The sequence below is a fragment of the Caballeronia hypogeia genome (assembly GCF_001544875.2).
Classification (GTDB): Bacteria; Pseudomonadota; Gammaproteobacteria; order Burkholderiales; family Burkholderiaceae; genus Caballeronia; species Caballeronia hypogeia.
Window position 1 is genome coordinate 396,408 of the sequence record NZ_FCOA02000002.1, and the last position, 22,157, is coordinate 418,564.

At 63.5% G+C, this 22,157-nt stretch carries 22 protein-coding genes; 19 read left to right on the forward strand and 3 right to left on the reverse strand.

Features of this window, described 5'->3' with window-relative positions; genetic code table 11:
• Positions 1 to 61: 61 nt before the first annotated feature.
• The gene (locus AWB79_RS05065; protein WP_082862271.1) at positions 62 to 769 is read right to left on the reverse strand and encodes a type II secretion system F family protein; all 708 of its coding nucleotides are present in this window, start codon (positions 767 to 769) and stop codon (positions 62 to 64) included.
• Positions 770 to 1,071: 302 nt separating this feature from the next.
• Between AWB79_RS05065 and AWB79_RS05070 the strand changes: the two genes are divergently transcribed.
• The 4 genes from AWB79_RS05070 to AWB79_RS05085 all read left to right on the forward strand — a co-directional run bounded on the left by AWB79_RS05070 (position 1,072) and on the right by AWB79_RS05085 (position 3,806).
• Positions 1,072 to 1,356: a hypothetical protein gene (locus AWB79_RS05070; protein ID WP_061166483.1), complete on the forward strand. Its 285-nt coding sequence runs from the start codon at positions 1,072 to 1,074 to the stop codon at positions 1,354 to 1,356.
• A 238-nt stretch (positions 1,357 to 1,594) separates the two neighbouring features.
• Positions 1,595 to 1,900 carry a DUF3649 domain-containing protein gene (locus tag AWB79_RS05075; protein ID WP_374728521.1) on the forward strand — a complete coding sequence of 102 codons (306 nt, stop codon included), beginning with the start codon at positions 1,595 to 1,597 and terminating at the stop codon, positions 1,898 to 1,900.
• A 56-nt stretch (positions 1,901 to 1,956) separates the two neighbouring features.
• Positions 1,957 to 3,528 carry a PepSY-associated TM helix domain-containing protein gene (locus tag AWB79_RS05080; RefSeq protein ID WP_061166283.1) on the forward strand — a complete coding sequence of 524 codons (1,572 nt, stop codon included), beginning with the start codon at positions 1,957 to 1,959 and terminating at the stop codon, positions 3,526 to 3,528.
• Positions 3,525 to 3,806, forward strand: a complete 282-nt coding sequence (locus AWB79_RS05085) for a DUF3325 domain-containing protein (protein WP_082862272.1) — start codon at positions 3,525 to 3,527, stop codon at positions 3,804 to 3,806. Before AWB79_RS05080 ends, AWB79_RS05085 begins: the two co-directional genes overlap by 4 nt.
• A gap of 14 nt (positions 3,807 to 3,820) precedes the next feature.
• Here AWB79_RS05085 and AWB79_RS05090 read toward each other — a convergent pair whose 3' ends face one another.
• Positions 3,821 to 4,723 (reverse strand): DMT family transporter, encoded by a 903-nt coding sequence (locus AWB79_RS05090; protein WP_061166285.1) that lies wholly within the window; start codon positions 4,721 to 4,723, stop codon positions 3,821 to 3,823.
• 191 nt (positions 4,724 to 4,914) lie between these two features.
• Between AWB79_RS05090 and AWB79_RS05095 the strand changes: the two genes are divergently transcribed.
• The 13 genes from AWB79_RS05095 to AWB79_RS05155 all read left to right on the forward strand — a co-directional run bounded on the left by AWB79_RS05095 (position 4,915) and on the right by AWB79_RS05155 (position 18,718).
• Positions 4,915 to 5,220 carry a non-heme iron oxygenase ferredoxin subunit gene (locus AWB79_RS05095; protein WP_061166286.1) on the forward strand — a complete coding sequence of 102 codons (306 nt, stop codon included), beginning with the start codon at positions 4,915 to 4,917 and terminating at the stop codon, positions 5,218 to 5,220.
• 14 nt (positions 5,221 to 5,234) lie between these two features.
• Positions 5,235 to 6,479 carry an NAD(P)/FAD-dependent oxidoreductase gene (locus AWB79_RS05100; protein WP_061166485.1) on the forward strand — a complete coding sequence of 415 codons (1,245 nt, stop codon included), beginning with the start codon at positions 5,235 to 5,237 and terminating at the stop codon, positions 6,477 to 6,479.
• Entirely contained in the window at positions 6,466 to 7,758 is a 1,293-nt protein-coding gene (locus AWB79_RS05105; protein ID WP_061166287.1) for an aromatic ring-hydroxylating dioxygenase subunit alpha, read from the forward strand. The genes AWB79_RS05100 and AWB79_RS05105 overlap by 14 nt, the downstream gene beginning before the upstream one ends.
• Positions 7,759 to 8,268 carry an aromatic-ring-hydroxylating dioxygenase subunit beta gene (locus tag AWB79_RS05110; RefSeq protein ID WP_034470910.1) on the forward strand — a complete coding sequence of 170 codons (510 nt, stop codon included), beginning with the start codon at positions 7,759 to 7,761 and terminating at the stop codon, positions 8,266 to 8,268. It abuts the gene before it with no gap.
• Positions 8,269 to 8,288: 20 nt separating this feature from the next.
• Positions 8,289 to 10,694, forward strand: coding sequence for a xanthine dehydrogenase family protein molybdopterin-binding subunit (locus tag AWB79_RS05115; RefSeq protein ID WP_061166288.1), 2,406 nt, complete (start codon positions 8,289 to 8,291; stop codon positions 10,692 to 10,694).
• Positions 10,691 to 11,527, forward strand: coding sequence for an FAD binding domain-containing protein (locus AWB79_RS05120; RefSeq protein WP_061166289.1), 837 nt, complete (start codon positions 10,691 to 10,693; stop codon positions 11,525 to 11,527). The genes AWB79_RS05115 and AWB79_RS05120 overlap by 4 nt, the downstream gene beginning before the upstream one ends.
• Before the next feature lie 11 nt (positions 11,528 to 11,538).
• Positions 11,539 to 12,729: a xanthine dehydrogenase family Fe-S subunit gene (locus AWB79_RS05125; RefSeq protein WP_061166486.1), complete on the forward strand. Its 1,191-nt coding sequence runs from the start codon at positions 11,539 to 11,541 to the stop codon at positions 12,727 to 12,729.
• A 75-nt stretch (positions 12,730 to 12,804) separates the two neighbouring features.
• A complete protein-coding gene (locus tag AWB79_RS05130; RefSeq protein ID WP_061166290.1) occupies positions 12,805 to 13,770 on the forward strand; it encodes an amidohydrolase family protein in 966 nt (321 codons plus the stop codon).
• A gap of 34 nt (positions 13,771 to 13,804) precedes the next feature.
• Positions 13,805 to 14,557 (forward strand): maleate cis-trans isomerase family protein, encoded by a 753-nt coding sequence (locus AWB79_RS05135; RefSeq protein WP_061166487.1) that lies wholly within the window; start codon positions 13,805 to 13,807, stop codon positions 14,555 to 14,557.
• 11 nt (positions 14,558 to 14,568) lie between these two features.
• Positions 14,569 to 15,417 (forward strand): alpha/beta fold hydrolase, encoded by an 849-nt coding sequence (locus tag AWB79_RS05140; protein WP_061166291.1) that lies wholly within the window; start codon positions 14,569 to 14,571, stop codon positions 15,415 to 15,417.
• Positions 15,404 to 16,438 carry a 2,5-dihydroxypyridine 5,6-dioxygenase NicX family protein gene (locus tag AWB79_RS05145; RefSeq protein WP_061166292.1) on the forward strand — a complete coding sequence of 345 codons (1,035 nt, stop codon included), beginning with the start codon at positions 15,404 to 15,406 and terminating at the stop codon, positions 16,436 to 16,438. The genes AWB79_RS05140 and AWB79_RS05145 overlap by 14 nt, the downstream gene beginning before the upstream one ends.
• Positions 16,439 to 16,464: 26 nt before the next feature.
• Positions 16,465 to 17,088 carry an N-carbamoylsarcosine amidohydrolase gene (locus AWB79_RS05150; RefSeq protein WP_061166293.1) on the forward strand — a complete coding sequence of 208 codons (624 nt, stop codon included), beginning with the start codon at positions 16,465 to 16,467 and terminating at the stop codon, positions 17,086 to 17,088.
• Positions 17,089 to 17,122: 34 nt separating this feature from the next.
• Positions 17,123 to 18,718 carry an MFS transporter gene (locus AWB79_RS05155; protein ID WP_061166294.1) on the forward strand — a complete coding sequence of 532 codons (1,596 nt, stop codon included), beginning with the start codon at positions 17,123 to 17,125 and terminating at the stop codon, positions 18,716 to 18,718.
• On the opposite strand, the gene AWB79_RS05160 is transcribed toward AWB79_RS05155, so the two are convergent.
• A complete protein-coding gene (locus AWB79_RS05160) occupies positions 18,719 to 19,225 on the reverse strand; it encodes a MarR family winged helix-turn-helix transcriptional regulator (RefSeq protein ID WP_198398965.1) in 507 nt (168 codons plus the stop codon).
• Between the two features lie 368 nt (positions 19,226 to 19,593).
• On the opposite strand from AWB79_RS05160, the gene AWB79_RS05165 reads away from it, so the two are divergent.
• Positions 19,594 to 20,868 carry an MFS transporter gene (locus AWB79_RS05165; RefSeq protein WP_082862273.1) on the forward strand — a complete coding sequence of 425 codons (1,275 nt, stop codon included), beginning with the start codon at positions 19,594 to 19,596 and terminating at the stop codon, positions 20,866 to 20,868.
• A gap of 72 nt (positions 20,869 to 20,940) precedes the next feature.
• Entirely contained in the window at positions 20,941 to 22,149 is a 1,209-nt protein-coding gene (locus tag AWB79_RS05170) for a benzoate/H(+) symporter BenE family transporter (RefSeq protein WP_061166296.1), read from the forward strand.
• Positions 22,150 to 22,157 lie beyond the last annotated feature (8 nt).

Sequence of the window (22,157 nt, forward strand, 5' to 3'; positions counted from 1 at the left end):
CGTGTGCGGCTTCGCATAGCGCGAAGCCGCACGAGTCGAACCGGCTCGTCGATGCGCTTCGTCAGTCGCGCAGCCGCGCGAGGCGACCCTCGCGCATGGACGAAGCCATGCGTTCGAGCATCACATCGGAGCGGCCGCCGAACTTGATCGAGATGCGCAACACCGCGCCGATCAGTTCGAACTCCTGCACGCGCCAGGTGCGCGCGACCGTCGCGAACGCCTGATCGATGTCGGCGCCGCTGCGCACGCGCGGCACGAGTTCTTCGAGACAAGCGGCGAGCGGCGACGGCGAATTCGCGGACGCGACCTGAAACGCGGCCTGCACGCCGTTGCCGAGGGACACCAGCCGCACGATGTCCTCCAGAAACGCGGGCAACTGCCGTACGATCGTCCGGCGGCGTTTTTGCGCGCGCCACGCGAGAACGGCGTACGCGCACAGTGCCGACACGGCGAGCGCCCCCAGGGACAGCGCCGGTCCGACGCCCGCCGAGCAGGCGAGGGCGATCGCGGCTGTGGCGAGCGTCCACATCGAGAGCGCCGCGCGCGGATTGCGCACATCGGCGCGGCGCAGCAGATGGCCGAGTTCAGAGGCGGCGAACCCATCCATCGATTCGACACGAGCCCCGTTGTCCGCCGCGTTCGGCTGGCGCTCGAAGAACTGCTTCGCGAGCTGTGCGCCGCGCTTGTGAACGCCGCTGCTCCAGAGTTGCGCGCCGCAAGCCGCGCACAGCAACGCGAGCATGAAAACCCATGCGATTTGGCTAGACACCGAAACTCCCCCGAATTGGACGGTCCCTTATGTGCGCCTGGCGCGCATTTCTCGTATACGGCAGCGGCGATCGTTTTCCTGAATGTTGCGAGCTTCGGCGTGTGTGGACGCAGGTCCGGCGAGGCCCAGCGGTCTTTCGTTGCCACGCGCTTCGCTACGATGATCCGATTCGGGCGCGTCCGCCGTGTGTTGAGTAACAGATCGCGTATGGAGACGACGCTCGCGCATTCGGAGAATGGGGCCGGGTGTCCCGCCGCACCCAGCTGATGATCGCGCTGACGCGATGTGCGAGAATCGTCGCCATGAAAAAGACCACCTTGCTCATCGTTCCGGCCTTGTTGATCGCGCTCAGCCCGCTCGCGCATGCCAGCCTCGAATCGGGCGCGCATCAGTTCAAGGAAGACGCGAAGTCGGCCGGACGCCAGACCGGACACGCGGCGCGCGACGCTGCTCACGCCATTGGCGATGGCGCGAAGTCGGCTGGCCACGCAATTGCCGACACCTCGAAGTCGGCGGGACACGCCATCGCCGATACCTCGAAGCGCGGCTATCACGCCACCAAAAAATGGGTGACGGGCGAGGAATAGGGCGCGCGTCCGCCCCTCCGCCCGGCCACTCGAATCCTTCCTGACGCGGCATTCGCCGCGTTTTTCATCGCCCCGCTTTTAAGCGTCGCTTGACAAGTTTTGTTATCTTTTGTTATTAATAATCGTTCGCATTTGCATTTAACTCGCGGCTCGGCCGGCTTCATCTCATCTTCAGCTTCGATGGCGGGCGCAGTGCGCGGATGAGCGGCGCTGACGCGCAACGATTCGAGAAACTGAAGTGACGACATCAGGCATCGCGCCCCGGCCCACGCCGGTGAACATCATCGGCAAATACGCGCCGCTTGCATCGCGCATCGTCGCGGCGATTTTCGGCGGCTACGCGCTCGCCGCGCTTGCGAGCGTAGCGGCGCTCGCGCTGCCGATGAGCAAGCCGCAAGCCGTGCTGACCGGCATGCTCGCGAGTTTCCTCGTCTACGCGGGCGCCGTGATCTGGGTGTTCGCCGTGCGCAGCGCGCTCCGGGCGTGGGCGGGGCTCTTCATCGTCGCCGCGCCGCTGCTGCTCGCCGTGTGGAGTGTCTCGTGAATTCCGCACGCAACACCACACGAGGCAGCAGTTCAGGCCGCGGCCTTCGCCAGAGCATGTCCGATCTGCACACGTGGGCCGGCCTGCTCGCCGGCTGGATTCTCTATGCGATGTTCCTGACCGGCACCGTCAGCTATTTCAAGGACGAAACCTCGCAATGGATGCGGCCCGAGCAGCCGCATCAGCGCGAGATGGCCGATGCCGCGCTCGTCGCGCAACGCGTCACCGCGACGCTTGGAACCATCGCCGCCGGCAGTCCGCAATGGAGCTTCGAGCTGCCGGGCGAGCGCACGAGCGTCATCGGGGCGTTCTGGCGCACGCCGAACACCGCGGGCAAGCGTGCATTCGATCAGGCGAGTTTCGATCCGGTGACGGGCAAGCGTTCGGGGGCGCGCGAAACGCTGGGCGGCGAGTTCTTCTATCGCTTCCATTTCCAGTTCTATTACATGCCCGTGCTATGGGGACGCTGGCTTGCGGGCCTCTGCGCGATGTTCATGCTCGTCGCCATAGTGAGCGGCGTCATCACGCACAAGAAGATCTTCGTCGACTTCTTCACGTTCCGCTGGGGCAAGGGACAGCGTTCCTGGCTCGACGCGCACAACGCGCTCTCCGTGTTCGGGCTGCCGTTTCACGCGATGATCACCTACACCGGCCTCGTCACGCTGATGGCTATGTACATGCCATGGGGCGCGCAAACCGCATTCAGGACACCCGCCGAGCGTCAGACGATGATGGCGCAACTGAGCGCATTCATTCAGCCGGGCAAGCCAGCCGGACAGCACGCGAGCCTCGCTCCCGTCGATGCGATGGTCCGCGAAGCGCAGGCGCGCTGGGGCCGCGACAAGGTCGGCCGCGTGACGATCACCAATCCGGGCGATATCACGGCGCGTGTGGCGGTATCGCGCGGCGAGGCCTCGCGCGTGTCAATGAGCCCGCAATACATGCTCTTCGATGGCGTGACGGGCAAGCTCATCGAAGTGAAGGACCGCGTCGGCGGCGCGGCCGAGACGCGCGGCGTGCTGTACGCGCTGCATCTCGGCCGCTTCAGCGATCTGCAGTTGCGCTGGCTGTATTTCATCGTGAGTCTCGCGGGCACGGCGATGGTCGGCACCGGTCTTGTGATGTGGACCGTCAAGCGCCGTCAGAAGCTGCCCGATCCCGCGCGGCCGTACTTCGGCTTCCGGCTCGTCGAGCGTTTGAACATTGCGGGCATCGCAGGGCTGTCCGTCGCGATGACGAGCTATCTATGGGGCAATCGCCTGCTGCCTGTTGGGATCGCTGCGCGCGATCACGCCGAGATCAACGTCTTCTTTGCGGTGTGGGGCGCGACCTTGCTCTATGCGATCGCGCGTCCCGCGAAGCGCGCGTGGATCGAGTTGCTGTGGCTCGCGGCCGCCTTGCTCGCGCTGCTGCCCGTGCTGAACGCGTTGACCACGGACCGTCCCTTCTGGCGCAGCGTCGCGCAAGGCGACTGGATTTTCGCGGGCTACGATCTGATGATGTGGGCTTTCGCCGCGTTGCATGCCGCGCTGGCGCTGCGTGTGATGCGTCATCGTCCGCGCGTGAAGACGCAAGCGAAGCATACGGCGCCTGTCGCGACGCCTCAGCGTGAAAAGGAAAGCGTGTGACGGGCCTTCTGACTCTCGCTTTCTGCGTGATGGCGTTCGCGTTTCTGGCCTTCTCGATGGACCGGCATCAGCAGAACGTGTTCGGACGCGAGCTTCGCGCCGGGCAATCTCGCGGCTTTCGCATCGCCGGGTGGTGCGGGCTGGTTCTTGCGCTGCGCTTCATCGTCGGCAATCAGGGCTGGGCGCTCGGGCTCGTCGCATATAGCGGCTGCACGAGTCTTGCCGCTGGGCTCGTGTTCGGCGGGCTTATCGTCCATGAGCGATTCTCCGCGACCTGATGCTCCGGCGCCACTCAGGCGATCGGCCCTTCGGGTAGCTTGCGTTGCCACGCGACCGCGATCGCGCTGCCGACGATCAGCGCAATGCCTGCGAGCGACAGCGGCGCGATGGTCTCGCCCCACGCGATATAGGCAAACAAGGCCGCCCACACGATGCTCGTATAGTTGAAAGGCGCGAGCGTGCCCGCATCGGCGCGGCGAAAGGCGACGGTCATCAGGATCTGTCCGGCGGTCGCCAGCGCGCCGAGCAGCGCCATGAGCGCGAGGGCATCGAGTGTGGGCTCTTTCCAGCTGAACGGCAGCGTGAGCGAAGTGACGAGCGTGCCCACGATCGTAAAGAACAACACCGTGGTGCGTGAATCGTCCGTGACGCGAATGCGTTTGATCTGAATGATGGAGAATGCGCCGCACAACGCGCTCATCAGCAACAGCGCCGGTCCGAGCCAGTTCGATTCGCCTCCGCCCGGCCGCACGACCAGCAAGACGCCGATAAAACCGATCAGCGCGGCCACCGCGGCGCGCGACGTGAGCCTCTCCTTGAGCACGAAAGGCGCGAGCACCACTACCAGCAGCGTCTCCGAGTAAGCGATGGCCACCGCCTCGCCGAGCGGGATGTACGGCAATCCCGCGAAGAAGAATCCCGACGCGCCGAGCAGCGTGAGCGCGCGCCAAGTCTGTCCCTTGAGGTCGAGCCGCTTCACGCGATCGATCAACGAACGTTCGCCGATACAGCACGCCGCGAACGCCGGCACGAGACCGAAAAGCATGCGAAAGAAGGTCAGCTCGTTTGCCGGATAGTGCAGCGCGATAGCCTTCGCGAGCGTATCGACGATTGCGAAGCACAGCATCGAAGCAAGGATGAAGCCGATGCTCGCGAGAGGCAGATGGCTCGTGCGCGTGGCGGCGGTGGCGGGCATGGTGCGGCGAATTCGTGACGGAGCTTCGAATCATCGCATAGCCGCGCGCGCGACGCGTGGCGTTCCCGCGCTTCTTGCCCGACTCTCTACGGGAAAGCCACTATTTTTGTTCTGGTTGACTCGCCGAAAAGTCCTGCTAGCATACGCTCATAAGTTCATCAGCATACTGAGCAATTTTCAAGGAGCGACAGATGGCTCTCAGGTTCGCGGCGAAACTCGCCGAACTCGTGGAAGACGAGCCGCTCGGCGTGACGATCGGCGAGGAGCGCATCGCGCTCTATCTGCTCGATGGGGAAGTTCATGCGACGCACAACGTTTGCACGCATCAGTTCGCGCTGTTGAGCGACGGCTATATGGAAGACGGCTGCATCGAATGTCCGCTGCATCAGGGGCGCTTCGACATTCGTTCGGGCGCGGCGCAGTGCGCGCCGGTCACGCAGCCGATCCGCGTTTATGCCGTGCAGGTCGAGGGCGGCGAAATCTACGTCGATCTGTGATGCGAGCGGACACCATGACGCAGACCGTATTGATCGTCGGCGCGGGGCAGGCCGGCGCATGCGCGGCCGCGGAGCTGCGCACGCATGGCTTCGGCGGGCGTATCGTGCTCGCGGGCGACGAGCGTCATCCGCCGTATGAGCGCCCCCCGCTGTCGAAGGACGTGCTCATCGCAACGGACGATGCCGATTGCTTCAAGAGCTGGATGCACGGCGCGCAGCTTTATGAGGATGAGCGTATCGAGTGGATCAGTGATCGCGTGCTGGAACTCGATACGCAGCGGCATGTCGCGAGACTGGAGCGAGGCGGCGAACTGCGTTACGACCATTGCCTTCTGACGACCGGAGGGCGCGCTCGCCCGTTGCCCGCCGCGCCCGAAGGTCCGCACACGTTCTATCTGCGCACGCTCGATGACGCCATGCGTCTGCGTGCACGGCTCATGACTGCGCGCTCCGTGGCGGTGATCGGAGGCGGGTTTCTCGGTCTGGAATTCGCCGCGAGCGCACGCGCACGGGCTCTCGACGTGACCGTGTTCGAATCCGCATCGAGCTTGTTGAGCCGTGCGTTGCCGTCCGCGATGTCGGAGCGTCTGCGCTTCAAGCATGAAACCCACGGCGTGCGCTTCGTTTTCAACGCGAGAGCGTTGCAAATTGAAGAACACCCGACTGGCGTGCAGGTGGGCACGCAAGCGTTCGACCTGTGCGTGATCGCAATCGGCCAGCAGCCGAACGACGAACTCGCCGCAGCGGCAGGCATTGCAACGAACAACGGCATCGTTGTGGATCGGCATTGCCGCACCTCCGCCGCCGATGTCTATGCCGCGGGCGATTGCGCCAATTTTCCCTTCGGCGCAACGGCTCGGCCGACGCGTCTCGAATCCTGGCAGAACGCGCAGGAGCAGGCGATCGTCGCGGCGCGCAACATCACGGGCGACGCCGTGGCGTATGAACCGACGCCCTGGTTCTGGACCGATCAATACGACTGGAACATCCAGATGCTCGGCTTGCCCGATCCAACCATCGATCGATGGATTGAACGCGCGGGCGCGGCCGACAAGACCGTGCTGATGGGACTGCGCGACGGCGTCATCGTCCAAGTGCTCGCGATCAATCAGGGCGGCGAGTTGCGCGCACTCAGGGGGCTCGTGGAAGACGCGCTGCGAGTCGATGCAGCCATGCTCGCGGACCCCGCGATCAAGTTGCGTCAGCTAGACAAGCTGCTTCGCTCAACACACTCGGGAGATCAAGGTGTACTCGTCTGAAACGATCATCGGCGCACATACGCCACAAGCCAAGAATCCGCCGCTAGAAGGACTCGCGTGGCCCGAAGAGGGGCTGCATAGCATTCCGGACTGGGTGTACACGAGCGAAGCTGTCTACGCGCGCGAAGTCGAACGCATCTTTCATGGACGCACCTGGAACTTCGTCGCGCTCGAAGCGGAAGTGCCGAATCCCGGCGACTACAAGCGCTCGTACGTCGGCCCGACGCCGGTGGTCGTATCGCGCGCCGAGGACGGTTCGATCAACGTGTTCGAAAATCGCTGCGCGCATCGCGGCGCGGAGTTCTGCCGTCATAGCCGCGGCAACAATAAGGAATTCGTCTGTCCGTATCACCAATGGTCGTATGACCTGAAGGGCAATCTTCAGGGCGTGCCGTTCAGGCGCGGCGTGAACAAGCTCGGCGGCATGCCGAAGGACTTCCGCACCGACGAACACGGCCTGCGCAAGCTTGCGGTCGCGACACGCAACGGCGTGGTGTTCGCGTCGTTTTCGCACGACATGGAAGCGCTCGCGGACTACCTCACGCCCGAGATCCTCACGGACTTCGACGCCGTGTTCAACGGCAGGAAGCTGCGCGTGCTCGGCTTCTACAAGAACGAGTTGCCGTGCAACTGGAAGATGTATCACGAGAATCTGAAGGACCCGTATCACGCGACGCTGCTGCATTCGTTTCTCGTCGTGTTCGGCCTGCTGGTCGCGGGCAACCGCTCGGCGATGGTCGCGGACAGCAAGTACGGCATTCACGGCACGATGGCATCGGCGAAGAGCGATTCGCTGTATGCGACCGTCGATGAAGATAAGAAGAAGGAGATGCGCTCGTTTCACGACGGCATGATCCTGCGCGACGAACGCTTCCTCGAATTCATCAAGGAGTTCGATTCCGAATGGTCCGTCACGATGCAGACCATCTGGCCGAATCTCGTCGTGCAGCGCGAGATGAATACGCTTGGCGTACGTCATATCGTGCCGAACGGACCCAACAGCATGATCATGTTGTGGACCATGTTCGGCTACGAGGACGATACCGACGAGATGGTGCGTCACCGTCTGCGGCAAGGCAATCTGATGGGGCCGTCGGGCTTTCTCGGCCTTGAAGACAACGAAGCGATGAAGTTCGTCCAGGAAGGCGTGCGCCGCTCGGTGAGCGACCGCAGCATCGTCAGACTGGACGGCGACAAGATCGGCACGGCTGACAACCTGATCTCCGAGGCTGCCATTCGGGCCATGTACAAACACTATCGTGAAGTCATGGAGTTCTAGATGTTGCCAGGATTCGAGAAGCAGAACATCGCGCATGACAAGGCGCTGATTGCGCGCGCGGCGGTGGAGGATTTTCATGCCGAGTATTGCGCGGCGCTGGATGGCGGCGATATCGAACGCTGGCCGGAATTCTTCACCGAGAACTGTCTGTATCGCGTAACGGAATACGAGAACGCGGCGAATGGCTTTCCCGTCGGCCTTGTCTATGCGGAAGGCCGCGACATGCTGCGCGACCGCGCGGTGGCGATCGCGCGCACGCAGATGTTCGCGCCGCGGCAGATGCTGCATTTCGTTTCCAACGTGCGCATTCTGAACGCGACCGATGAAGAGATCGTCGCGCAGAGCAACTACATGCTGCTGCAGACGCTGGTCGAAGGCGCGACGACGCTGCATCAGGCGGGCAGGCTTTTTGACCGCTTCGCGCGCAATGGTAACGTTCTTCTGCTGAAGGAAAGACAGGCGGTGTACGACACGGCGATGATCGCCAACGATCTCGCCTACCCCGTCTGAACGTCGCTGGGAGAGAGCGCATGAGTCATACGGAACACACGGAAGCGCCGGCCGAAAGCGGCGGCGTCGGCGCGCGCGTGCGGCGTCGCGAAGATGAGCGGCATCTGCACGGCAAGGGCAAGTTCGTCGCCGACTATACGTTTCCCGACTTGCAGGAAGTCGCGTTTCTGCGCAGTCCCGTCGCGCACGCGCGCATCGTGCGTGTAGCGAAGCCCGAGCGTTGCGCGGATCAGGTCATCCTGCGCGACGACATGCGAAGCGCCACCGACATCGTCGCGGATTCGAGCCTGCCTTCGTACAAGCCGTCGTCGCATCCGCCGCTTGCATCGGGCAAGGTGCGTTTCGTCGGCGAGCCGCTGGCCATGTGCTTCGCGAAGACGCGCGCGCAGGCCGAGGATATCGCGGAAGAAATCGAGCTCGATCTCGCTGAACTGCCGGCCTTCGCGAATGCGTTCGTCGCACGCGAGCGCTCCGATGTCCGCGTGCACGATCACTGGACCGACAATCTCTTTCTCGACCTCAAGGCGGACATCAACTTCGATGAACGCTCGAAAGATGCGCCCGTCGTCGTGAAGCAGAAGGTCGATCTCGCGCGTCAATGCATGGTGCCGATGGAAGGCAAGGCCGTGCTCGCTTACTGGGACCACACGCATGAGCAACTCGTCGTCATCACGTCGACGCAGGTGCCGCACATGATTCGCACGGTGCTCTCGCAATGTCTCGGCATCGATCATGCGCAGGTGCGCGTGATCTCGCCCGATGTGGGCGGGGCGTTCGGCTACAAGTGCGTGCTGCAGCAGGAAGAGCTGTGCATCGCGTGGCTCGCGCTCACGTACAAGAAGCCGTTTCGCTTCATCGAAGACCGGCGTGAGCATCTGATCGCCGGTGCGAACTCGCGTCAGCATCATTACGAGCTCACCGCTTACGCAGACAAGAGCGGCCGCCTGCTCGCGCTCGACGCCGAACTGCTGATCGACGGCGGCGCGTATTCGGCGTGGCCGTTCACCATCGGTCTCGAAACCGGACAAGCGCTCGGCAATCTTCCCGGGCCCTACGATTTCTCGGGCTATCGCTGCCGTACGCAGTGCGCTGCGACGAACAAGCCCGGCTTTCTACCGTATCGCGGCGTCGCGCGCACCGGCGTGTGTTTTGCGATCGAACTGACGATGGATGCGATCGCGCGCGCGGTCGGACGCGAAGCGTGGGAAGTGCGTCACGACAATCTCGTGCGCGGCGCGGACATGCCTTATACCAACGTCGTGAAGAAGCACTACGATAGCGGCGACTTCCAGGAAAGCCTGCGTCGCGCGGTCGGGCAACTCGACGTGCCGAAGTGGCGCGCACGGCAGAAGGCCGGCGAGAAAGATGGCCGGCTGGTCGGCATCGGCTTTGCGACCTTCACCGAGCAATCGGCGCACGGCACGGCTGTGTTTGCTTCGTGGGGCTTGCCGGTCGTGCCGGGCTACGATCTCGCGACGGTGCGCATCACCGCCGACGGCGGTCTCGAAGTGCGAGCCGGGATTCATTCGCATGGGCAGGGCATGGAAACGACGCTCGCGCAGATTGCGAACGAAGTGCTCGGCGTGCCCTTGCAAAAGATCAAGGTCGTGCATGGCGACACGGCGCTTACGCCATATTCCACCGGCACGTATGCGTCGCGCAGCATCGTGATGGCGGGCGGCGCGGTGGCCACGACGTGCCGCGAACTGGTGCCGCGTCTCATGTTCATTGGTGCGCATCTGCTCGGTGAGGAGCAGGATGCCGTGCGTTTCGAGCACGGCCAGATCATGGGTTCGAAGGGAAGCGTCTCGATACAGGAGATCGCGACCGCCTGGTATCTGCGTCCCGAACGCTTGCCCGCCGGCGTGAATCTCGCCGGACTCGAAGCGACGCAAGGCTTCAAACCGAAAGTCGATACCGGTGCGTTCAGTTACGCGACGCACGCCGCAGCGGTCGCCGTCGATCCCAAGACCGGCGATGTCGAGATCCTCGACTACGTGATCGTCGAGGATTGCGGTCGCATGATCAATCCGATGGTGGTGGAAGGGCAGACGATCGGCGGCACGGCGCAGGGCATCGGCACGGCCTTTTATGAAGAGACGCTGTACGACGATAACGCGCAGCCGCTCACATCGACGCTCGCGGACTACATGTTGCCGGGTCCGACGGAATTGCCGTCGCTCAGGATCATTCACATGGAAACGCCGTCGCCCTACACCGAGTTCGGCGCGAAGGGCGTTGGCGAGGGCGGCGCGATCGCGCCTCCGGCCGCGCTCTTCAACGCCGTGAACGATGCGCTCACGCCGCTCGGCGCGCTCGTGTCGGAAACGCCCTTGACGCCGCGCCGTCTGCTCGCGGCGATTGCGGCGGCGAAGGCTGCGAAGACGGGCAAGAACGAAGAGTTGAGCCAGGAGGTGGCGGAATGAAGGCCGCTGCGTTCGAATATGTGAGAGCGGCGTCGCTGCCCGAAGCGCTGACGGAACTGAGCGGCGCGAAGCCTATCTCCGGCAGCCAGTCGATGGGCCCGATGCTCAATCTGCGGCTTGCGCGGCCTGGCCGCGTGGTCGATGTCTCGCGCATCGCCGATCTGCGCGCGGTCTCCGATGCAGGCGATTTCGTGCGTGTCGGCGCGGCGGTGACGCATGCGGAAATCGAGGACGGCAAGCACGCGCTGCTGCGTCATCCCTACATTCAGCATGTGGCGAGTGGAATCGCTTATCGTGCGATTCGCAATCGCGGCACGATAGGCGGCAGTCTCGCGCACGCCGATCCGGCTGCGGACTGGCCGCTTGCTTTGTCAGCACTGGACGCGCGTCTGGAACTGTCCCAATCGGGCGGCACGCGGCAGGTGCGCGTGAGCGAGTTCATGCTCGGCGCCTTTACGACGCTGCTCGACGATGGCGAGATCATCAGCGCCGTGCTCGTGCCCAAGCTCGGGCCGACGCTGCGCTGGGGGTATTACAAGCTGTGCCGCAAGACCGGCGAGTTCGCTCATGCGAGCGCGGCCGCTGCGTTCGATGCACGCACCGGGCTCGCCCGCGTGGTGCTCGGCGCACTCGACGGTCCGCCCGCCTCGCTCGACGAACTCGCGCGCCAGATTGCGCAGCGCGGCGCGGGCGCCGCCACGGAAGACGCGCTCGCCCAAGCAGTGAAGAGCGCGATGCCCAATGCTGACGACATCGACCGTTCGATGCACACGGCAGCGCTCGAGCGATGCCTCGCGCAGACGTTCGGCGTATCGAGCGAAAACCCCGCATGAAAGAGACCGCCATGTCCGTCATCGAACTCACCATCAACGACCGTGCCGTGCGCAGCGATGTGGAATCGCGCGTGCATCTCGGCGACTTCCTGCGCGAGACGCACAATCTGACCGGCACGCATCTGGGCTGCGAGCACGGCGTGTGCGGCGCGTGCACCGTGCTCGTCGACGGCGAACCGGTGCGCTCATGCATCACGTTCGCCGTCGCGTGCGACCAGCAGAAAGTCCGCACCATCGAAGGCTTCGACGACGACGAACTGATGGCGCGGCTGCGTCGCGCGTTCTCGGTTCATCACGGCTTGCAGTGCGGCTATTGCACGCCCGGCATGCTGATCACGGCGCGCGATATCGTACGGCGCTTTCCCGATGCCGATGAAGCGCGCATCCGGCTCGAGCTCTCGGGCAATCTGTGCCGATGTACGGGCTATATGGGCATAGTCGCGGCGATCAAGTCGGTGCTCGCGGACGTCAAGGAAAATCCGCTCGTCGATGCTCCCGCAACGCGCGCAATGACCAGCGAAGCAACGATTTCGGCGCCCGCGTTCGAGACCTTCGCAGCGGCGCCCGCGAGCGCACCGTCTGCACCCGTGGCCGCGAGCGCCGTCTCCACGGAGCAACCCGCTGCGCAACGCAAAGGCTGGACCGCGATCGACGACAGCTTCGTCGTGCCGTTCGCGCTCGATCGCGTGTGGGCGTTCATGGGCGATCTGCCATCGGTGACTTCGTGCCTGCCCGGCGCGGAACTGCTGGAGCACGACGGCGAAAGCGTGAAGGGCAAGATCGCGATCAAGTTCGGGCCAATGTCCGCGAACTTCGCGGGCGCGGCCCGTCTGGACCGCGATGACGCCGCGCATCGCGCCGTGATGCGCGGTGCGGGACAGGACAACATCAGCCGTTCGCGCGCCAATGGCGACGTGACCTACGCGTTGAGCCGCGAAGACGGCGGAAACAGCACGCGTGTCGCCGTTACGCTCGAGTACATGCTGCAAGGGCCGCTCGCACAGTTTTCGCGCTCAGGGCTCGTGAAGGATTTCGTGCGCCGCATGATCGCCGATTTCGGCGCGCGTATCACGGCGCAACTCGGCGGTGTCGCGGCCCCTGAATCGAACGCGGCGGCGGCGTCCGCGAAGTTCAACGCGGGCAGCCTCGTGTGGAGCGTCGTCTGGGGGCGCATCAAACGACTTTTCGGCAAACGCGACTGATCGCGCAATGTCGGGACGATCATCATCGGTCGTCGTTCGCGCATATCGTCAGTCCACTGATTAAATGAGGTGAAAATGAGCAAGCGGATTCGCAAGATCGCTCTGGAAGAGCACTTCGGCACACCGGGCTTCCAGGGATATTCGAAGAGCTTCACGCAGCACATCGCGCCCGAAGTCCTGCGCGATCTCGCCGCGCGCCTGAGCGATTTCGACGAACAACGCATAGTTGAGATGGACCGCGCGGGCATCGACTATACGATTCTTTCGCAGACCGGGCCGAGCGTGCAGGGCGAGCCCGATGCGGCGCTCGCGATCAGCCGGGCGCAGGAAAGCAATGACTTCCTCGCGCAACAGATCGCGCGCCATCCGTTGCGCTTCGGCGGCTTCGCCACCTTGCCGATGCACACCGCCAAAGCCGCTTCCGACGAACTCACGCGCACGATCCGCGAACTGGGCTTCAAGGGCGCGCTGGTCAACGGGCACACGCTGGGCGTCTACTACGACGATCGCGCGTACGATCCGTTCTGGGCGACGCTGCAGGAACTCGATGTGCCCTTGTACCTGCATCCGACCGACGCGTTCGTGAATCCGCGCGCGCTCGATGGTCATCCCGAACTCACCGGCGCAACCTGGGGATGGGGCGTCGAAACCGGCAGCCACGCATTGCGTCTTCTTTTCAGCGGCGTGTTCGATCGCTTCCCCGGCGTCAGGATCATTCTCGGCCACATGGGCGAGGGCTTGCCGTTCCTGCGCTGGCGCTTCGACAGCCGCTTCGCCGTCTACTCGCACGGCGTGAGCCTCGAACGCGCGCCGTCTGCTTACATCGGCACGAACGTCCTGATCACCACATCGGGCGTGTGCTCGGCGCCCGCGCTCATGGGCGCGATCGGCGAAATGGGCGCGGAGGCGGTGATGTTCTCGGTGGACTATCCGTATGAATCGACGGAGATCGCGGCCGACTTCATCGAACGTGCGCCGCTCGATGACGCCACGCGCGCGCTCGTTTGTCACGGCAATGCCGAACGCATCTTCCGGCTTTGATGAACCTACCCGACTCAAGAACATGGAGCAGCAAATGACGAAGCCTTATCGCATCGGCCAGATCGTGCCGAGCTCGAATACGACGATGGAAACCGAGATTCCAGCGATGCTGCTCGCCCGGCAGACGATCCGTCCGGAACGCTTCACCTTCCATTCGAGCCGCATGCGCATGAAGAAGGTGGTCAAGGAAGAACTCGCGGCAATGGATGCCGAGTCGGACCGTTGCGCGGTCGAGTTGTCGGATGCGCGTGTCGATGTGCTCGGCTATGCGTGTCTCGTCGCAATCATGGCGATGGGGCACGGCTACCATCGCGTGTCGCAGAAACGTCTGCACGAACGCACGGTCGAGAACGGCGGCGCCGCGCCCGTCATAACGAGCGCGGGCGCGCTGGTCGATGCGTTGAAGGTGATCGGCGCGAAACGCGTGGTCGTGGTCGCGCCGTATATGAAGCCGCTGACCGAGCTCGTCGTCGACTACATTCGCAGCGAAGATTACGAAGTGATCGACTATCGTGCGCTCGAGATTCCCGACAATCTCGAAGTGGGCCGTCACGATCCGGCGCGTCTGCCCGAGATCGTCATGTCGATGCGCTATCAGGAAGCCGACGCCATCGTGCTGTCCGCGTGCGTGCAGATGCCGTCGCTGCCCGCGATCGCCAAGGTCGAAGCGATGACCGGCAAGCCCGTCATCACCGCTGCCGTCGCCACGACCTACGCAATGCTCAGGCAACTCGGACTCGAACCGATCGTGCCGGGCGCGGGCGCGTTGCTGTCCGGCGCGTACTGACAGAGGCGAACATGTCGACCTATCTTTATGGCGCGAACGTTCAGGCCAACGGCATCCGTCAGCATTATTTGCGCTACGGCGGCGCGCGCGCGGAACTCGATCCGGTGATCATCGTGCCGGGCATTACGAGTCCGGCGGTGACCTGGGGATTCGTCGCGGAGCATCTCGGCGAGGTCTTCGACACCTACGTGCTCGATGTGCGCGGACGCGGACTGTCATCAGCATCCGATTCGCTCGACTACAGCCTCGATGCGCAAGCCGCCGACCTGATCGCCTTCGCAACGGCTCTGGGCATGGAGCGTTACAGCGTGCTCGGGCATTCGATGGGCGCGCGCATCGGCATTCGTGCTGCGCGTGCGAAACCGGTGGGCATGGCCCGTCTCGCGATGATCGATCCGCCGGTGTCGGGTCCGGGGCGCCGTCCGTATCCGTCGCAATTGCCCTGGTACATCGATTCGATTCGTCAGTCGCGCGAAGGCATGACCGCCGATGCAATGCGCGCGTTCTGCACGACATGGACCGACGAGCAACTCGCGTTGCGCGCCGAATGGCTGCATACATGCGATGAACGCGCGATTCGCGCGAGCTTCGAAGGCTTCCACGCGGATGACATTCACGCCGATCTCGCGCATCTGAAGATTCCCGCATTGCTGGTCACGGCAGGAAGAGGCGATGTCGTACGTGATGAAGACGTCGAGGAAATCCGCGCGCTCGTGCCTCAACTCGACCATACGCGCGTGAAAAACGCGGGCCACATGATTCCGTGGGATGACGAAGCCGGATTCCACGCCGCGCTCGGCGGTTTCCTCGGCGCATCCGTGCCGCCGCTCGCTCAAGGAGACAGGCATGCCAGTCAGTGATTACCAGATGGTCGATGCATGGACGAAGGTGCTCAAGCTCTCTCGTCTCGAGGCGGGGCAAACAGTCACGATTCTCACGAGCGCATCCACGCATCCTCAGACGCTCTCGACGGCGCTGATCGCCACGCAATCGATGAGTGCGATCGTCAATCGGCTGGACCTTCCTCCTGTGAACGGCGAAAAAGCCCTGAGCCGCGATTCGCTCGCCTATCTCGGCACGACGCCGCTCACGGGCAATCGCGCCGCCATCGCCGCGCTGAAGGAAAGCGATCTCGTGCTCGATCTGATGACGCTGCTGTTCTCGCCCGAGCAACTCGATATTCTCAAGACCGGCACGAAGATTCTTCTTGCCGTCGAACCGCCTGAAGTGCTCACACGTCTCGTGCCGACATCCGCCGATCGCGAGCGCGTGCTCGCCGCGCAAGCGCGCATAGCGCGCGCGAAAGAGATGCACATCGTGTCGGCGGCCGGCACGGATTTCCGTTGTCCGCTGGGCGAGTTCGAGCCGATCGCCGAATACGGTTTCGTCGATGAGCCTGGGCGCTGGGATCACTGGCCGAGCGGTTTTGCACTGACCTTTCCGAACGATAAAGAGGCGCACGGCCGCATCGTGATCGATCGCGGCGATATCCTGCTGCCGCAAAAGAGCTACGTGCAGGAGCGCATCGAACTGACGGTCGAGGGCGGTTATGCAACGCGCATCGACGGCGGCACCGACGCGCAACTGCTCAGCGAGTACATGTCGACCTTCAACGATCCCGAAGCCTATGCGATCTCGCATATCGGCTGGGGATTGCAGCCTCGCGCGCACTGGTCGACGCTCGGGCTCTACGATCGCGAGGCGACCATCGGCATGGATGCGCGCGCGTTCGAAGGCAACTTCCTGTTCTCGCTCGGACCGAACAACGAAGCAGGTGGTAGCCGCACGACGACGTGTCATATCGACATTCCCTTGCGTCATTGCGATGTCTTTCTCGATGGCGACGCCGTCGTGCGCGATGGCGTGGTGCTCGAGCGCTGATCCACGAAAACACGAAAAACACACACATGTCCCACGATATCGAAACCTACAAGCGTCAGAGCTTCGGCTCGATGCTGGAGCCGAAAGCGCCGGTCGGTCTGTTGATCGTCGACTTCGTGAACGGCTTCGCGAATCCCGAAGTGTTCGGCGGCGGCAATATTCCGCAGGCGATCGAGAACACGATTCCGCTGCTGGCGCATGCACGAGAGAAGGGCTGGCCGGTCGCGCATAGCCGCATCGTCTTCGCCGACGACGACGCCGATCACAACGTCTTCACCATGAAAGTGCCGGGCCTGCTCGCGTTGAAAGAGCAGTCGCACGACAGCGCGATCGTGTCGCAACTCACGCCGCGCGATGGCGAACTCGTCGTGCGCAAGACGGTTCCATCGGCGTTCTTCGGCACTTCGCTCGCGGCATGGCTCACGCAGCACGGAGCACGCACGCTGGTGATCGCGGGGGCGGTGACGAGTGGCTGCGTGCGCTCGTCCGTCGTCGATGCAATGCAATACGGCTTTCGTCCGTTCGTGCTGTCGGACTGTGTCGGCGATCGGGCGATTGCACCGCATGACGCCAATCTCTTCGACATGGCTCAGAAATACGCCGCCGTGATGCAGCGCGACGAAGCGCTGGAACTGCTCGGCAATCTTTGATCAGCTCGAAGTCCGCCACGCGCATGGGATCGTTATGGCCACGTCTCTATCGGAGCGCTCGCATCGCACAGTCACGCGTCACGAGTTCACGCTGATCGTCGCGTCGTCATTCGGCGCGCTGCTCGAATGGTACGACTTCTATATCTACGCGGCGCTCGCGGGCACGTTCAGCATGCTGTTCTTCCCGGGCGGCAACGATACCGTGGCGTTTCTGGCCAGCCTCGCCACCTTCGGCGCAGGCTTTCTCGTGCGGCCGCTCGGCGCACTGTTCTTCGGGCGACTCGGCGACAGGATCGGCCGGAAGTACACGTTCATGGCGACCATTGTGCTGATGGGCGTGGCGACGGTTGGCGTCGGCTTGCTGCCTTCGTTCGAACGAATCGGCATATGGGCGCCGATTCTGCTCGTGTCGCTGCGGCTCCTGCAGGGTTTCGCGCTCGGCGGCGAAACGGGCGGAGCGGCCACGTATCTCGCGGAACATTCGCCGGCGGAACGTCGCGGCTTCTATACAAGCTCGCTTCAGACCACGGCGACGCTCGGTCTGCTTGCGTCGATTGCGGCGGTCAGCATCAGCCGCGCCTTGATGGACGACGTCGCGTTCAAAAGCTGGGGCTGGCGTATGCCGTTTCTCGTCTCGGTGGTACTGCTCGCCATTTCCGTCTGGCTGCGCACGCGGCTCGCGGAATCGCCGACGTTTCGCGACATGAAGCAGGCCGGACGATTGTCTGCCTCACCGATCGGCGAGAGCTTCGGCAAATGGGATAACCTCAAATACGTGCTGATCATGTTGTTCAGCACGGCATCGGGCGTGGGCGTCATATTCGGCACCGGCCATTTCTATTCGATGTACTTCCTCCAAAACACGCTGAAGGTTGCGCCGAACACGGTGAATCTGTTTCTCGCCATCGCGCTGATCGCCGTGTTTCCGTTTTATCTCCTGTTCGGCTGGCTGTCCGACCGCATCGGCAGAAAATGGATCATGATGCTCGCGTGCCTGCTGCTCGCCGCGACCACGCAGCCGATCTTCCACGCGCTCACGCATTACGCCAATCCTCAGCTGGAGGCGTTTCAAAGGCGTGCCCCGGTGACAGTTCGCGCCGACGATTGCCGCTTCACGCTGTTCTCCGCTCCGGTGACCGAGTGCGATCGCATACGCGGGTTCTTGAGCGCGTCCGGTGTCTCATACGACCAGGCGCCGCAGCAGGCGGGCGAGGGCGCGACGACCACGATCGGTTCGACGATCGTGCGCGGCAGCGACCGGCATGCGCTAGAAGAAGCGCTCCTTGCATCGGGATGGTCGGCGCACGCGGACCCCGCGCGCATCGACGCACCGATGGTCGTCTTCCTGATGTGGCTGTTGCTGCTCTATCTCGCGATGGTCTACGGCCCCATGGCCGCGTTCATGGTCGAGCTGTTTCCGGCGCGCATCCGCTACACGTCGCTATCGTTGCCGTTCCATCTCGGCTCTGGATGGTTCGGCGGCATGCTGCCGTTCGTCGTGTCGGCCATGGCGGTCGCGCGCGGCGATGTGTACTTCGGGCTCTGGTATCCGGTCGTGATCGCGGTCGTTTCTTTCGCGGTCGGCGCGTGCTTCGTGCCCGAGACGTACCGCCGCGATATCTCACGCTAGTCAGTCGAAATGCTTGAGCGAAGTCCTGCCGTACTGGTTATTGCCCTCGACGAGCTGCATCATCATGCGCACGAAATGAACGCGATCTTCGGCACTCAGCGGGTCGAGAAATTTCACCTGGGCTTCGCGCATGCTGCCGTACATGTCCTTCATCACGCGGCGGCCTTTCGCGGTGATGTTGGCGAGCTTGAGCCGACCATCGTGCGGGCTCGGCTCGCGCTTGACGAGGCCGCGCTCCTCGAGGCGGCGCAGCACGTCGGCCATGGTCGTGCGGTCGACGCCGACTTCCGCGCACAGCGAGGTCTGATCGAGCCCGGGCCGCTCGCTCAGGGTCGTCAGCAAGCCGTATTGCACGGGCGTGATCGAGAAATCCTTGCAGCACTCGAAAAACAGCGCGATATGAATCTGATTGAGCCGCCGGACCAGAAAGCCCGGGCGCTGCCACAAATGCCCGGTCTCGATTCCGCCTTCGGAGACGGCAGTTTTTTTCGCGGCTACGGTGGCCATCTTTACCCTTTTTCGAAGAAGTTCTGTCAGTCGCAAGTGTAGCGTTCGCACGGCGCGTTTGTCATAACCGATGTCATTCGCGGTGCGTGACGCACCGTCACGAACCTAGGTGCGGTCAGAGTTGCGCAGTCATTTTTTTCCGGATACAAATCATATCCATCAGCGTACTGACGAAATGCTGATGGCAGTAGCGCAGGAAGTCAATGATGCTGGTCAACACATGAAGTCAACACAACGATGCGTCGCACGAACGATCAGCATGCTGATTACATGGCGAATGCGTTGAACGTCACCTCACTCAGAGTCTGGAGCCAAAGATGAGTTCTACCCCAGTACAGACGGACGACGTCGCCATCCACGGGCGGTCGATGTCTCGCAACGATATCAAGACGCTCATGCTCGCGTCGCTCGGCGGTGCGCTGGAATACTACGACTTCATCGTCGCGGTCTTCTTCACCAAGCTGCTCGCCACCGTGTTCTTTCCGCCTCAAACGCCGGAATGGCTCGCGCAGCTCGAAGTCTTCTGCATTTTCGCGGCGGGCTATCTCGTGCGTCCTATCGGCGGCATCTTCTTCGCCCACTTCGGCGATCGCATCGGCCGCAAGAAGATGTTCGCGCTGAGCCTGTTTCTGATGGCAGCGCCTACGTTGCTCATCGGTCTGTTGCCGAGCTACGCGACGCTCGGCATGATTGCGCCGCTGCTCTTTTTGCTGTGCCGCGTGCTGCAAGGGCTTTCGGTCGGCGGGGAAGTGCCGGGCGCTTGGATCTTCTGCTCGGAGCACGTGAGGCGCGACCGCGTCGGTCTCGCGTGCGGTCTGCTGATGTCGGGTCTGTGCACGGGCATTTTGCTCGGCGCGTTGTCGGCGAAGTTCCTGATCGGCAACATGGATGCGGCCGACCTCAAGAGCTGGGGCTGGCGTCTGCCGTTCATCGCGGGCGGCCTGTTCGGGCTGATCTCGGTGTATCTGCGCCGCTATCTGCAGGAGACGCCGGTGTTCGAAGCGCTGCGCGCCAAGCGCGAAGCCGACGCGCGTCTGCCGCTCGCGGTCGTGCTGAAGGAGCATCGCGGCGCGGTAATCGTCTCGCTGCTCGCGACGTGGGTGTTCTCGGGCATCTTCGTGCTGTACTTCCTCTATACGCCGACCTTCCTGCAAGCGCAGTTTCACTTCGCGCCGAAGGATGTTTTCACCAACAACTCGTGGTCGATCTTCGGCCTGATTCTCGGCAGCACGTTCGCGGGCTGGGCGGCCGACAAGATCGGCGGCGGGCGCGCGTATGCGATTGGCAGCGTCGCGATGCTGCTGGTCTGCGGCGCGTTCTACATGAGCCTGAGCGCGGGCAGCCAGTCGGTGTGGGCGCTGTATATCGCCGGCGGCTTTCTCATCGGCACCATCACGCTCGGGCCGTACATCATCGTCAAGAGCTTTCCGCCTGAAGTGCGCTTCACGGGATTCGCGCTCTCGTATAACACCGCGTATGCGATTTTCGGCGGCACCGCGCCTGCGATCGCGTCGTTCCTGGTCGGACGGCAGGGCATCACGATGGCGCCCGCATGGTACATTTGCGCGCTTTGCGTGCTCGGCTTGATCATCGGTCTGATGTGGCGTGCGCCCGTGCATGCCGAAGCGTCGGCCGCGCATTGACGCCCGAGTTTTTCATCCGACGCGGTTCCGCGTTTCATTGTGCGCGGGATCGCATCCGACTGAGTGCTTTCCATGTCTGTTGATGGCGCATCCGATACCGGCATCGGCCGGTCGTGGCTTCTGTATCTCTCGCTCGCGTTCGCGAGCATGAGCTTCTCCGCGACGGGACCGGTCGCGATCATCATCGCGGCGTCGCGCGAAGGGGGCTTGAGCTTCGCGCAGACATCGTCGTGGCTGTTCGCGTCGATCGGTATAAACGGGCTCGCGAGCATCGCGATCAGTTGGAAAACGCGTCAGCCGTTGCTCTTCTTGTGGACCATTCCAGGGGCGGTGCTCGCCGCGCCGGTGATCGCGCAGTACGGTTTCGGAGCGGCGGTGGGCACGTATCTCGTGTGCGCGGCGGTGCTGCTCGTGCTCGGCGTGACCAACCTCGTCGCCGTGCTCGACCGGTGGGTGCCGATGCCCATCGTCATGGCGATGATCGCCGGGCTCTTCATCAAATACGTGCTGGCGGTCGTGCATTCGACCGTGGCCGCGCCGCTCATCGGCACGGGCATGCTGCTGGCGTTCTTCGGCTTGATGTGGCTTGAACGGCGTCGCGCGGCGCCCGTGCCGCCGCTTATCGGCGCGATGCTGACGGGCGCGGCCATGCTCTTCGCGACGGGCTTTCAGTTGCCAGGACACACGGGCGGCGCCTGGACCGCCACGCCCGCGCTCGTCGCGCCGCGCTTCGACATTCACGCGATCTCGCAACTGCTGCTGCCGATGCTCATCACCGTGCTCTTCGTGCAGAACGCGCAGGGCATCGCGGTGACACGCGCGTCGGGGTATCGGACGTCGCTGCGGCTGGTGACGATCTACAGCGGCGTGCTGACCGCGATCACGGCGCCGTTCGGCGGCTGCCCTTCGGTGCTGGCGGGGCCGAGCAACGCGATTCTCGTGTCGGGCGGCGAGCATGGGCGGCATTACATCGGCGCGTTGCTCGCGGGCGTGATTTGCGTCGCGATCGGCGTGTTCGCGACGGCTTATGTGTTTCTGCTGACGAGCCTGCCGGGCGCGTACATCGCGATCCTCGCCGGACTCGCGATGATGGGCGTGCTGGAAAAGGCCTTCGTCAGCGCGTTTCGGTCGGCGCTGCCGCTGAGCGCGATGATCGTGTTCGTGGTCACGCTGAGCGACGTGACCTTGCTCGGCGTGGGCGCGGCGTTCTGGGGCGTGGTGGCGGGTTGTGTTGTCTACTACGTGATCGAGCGGCCGCGCACAGGGAATGTGGCGGCCTGACGATCGAG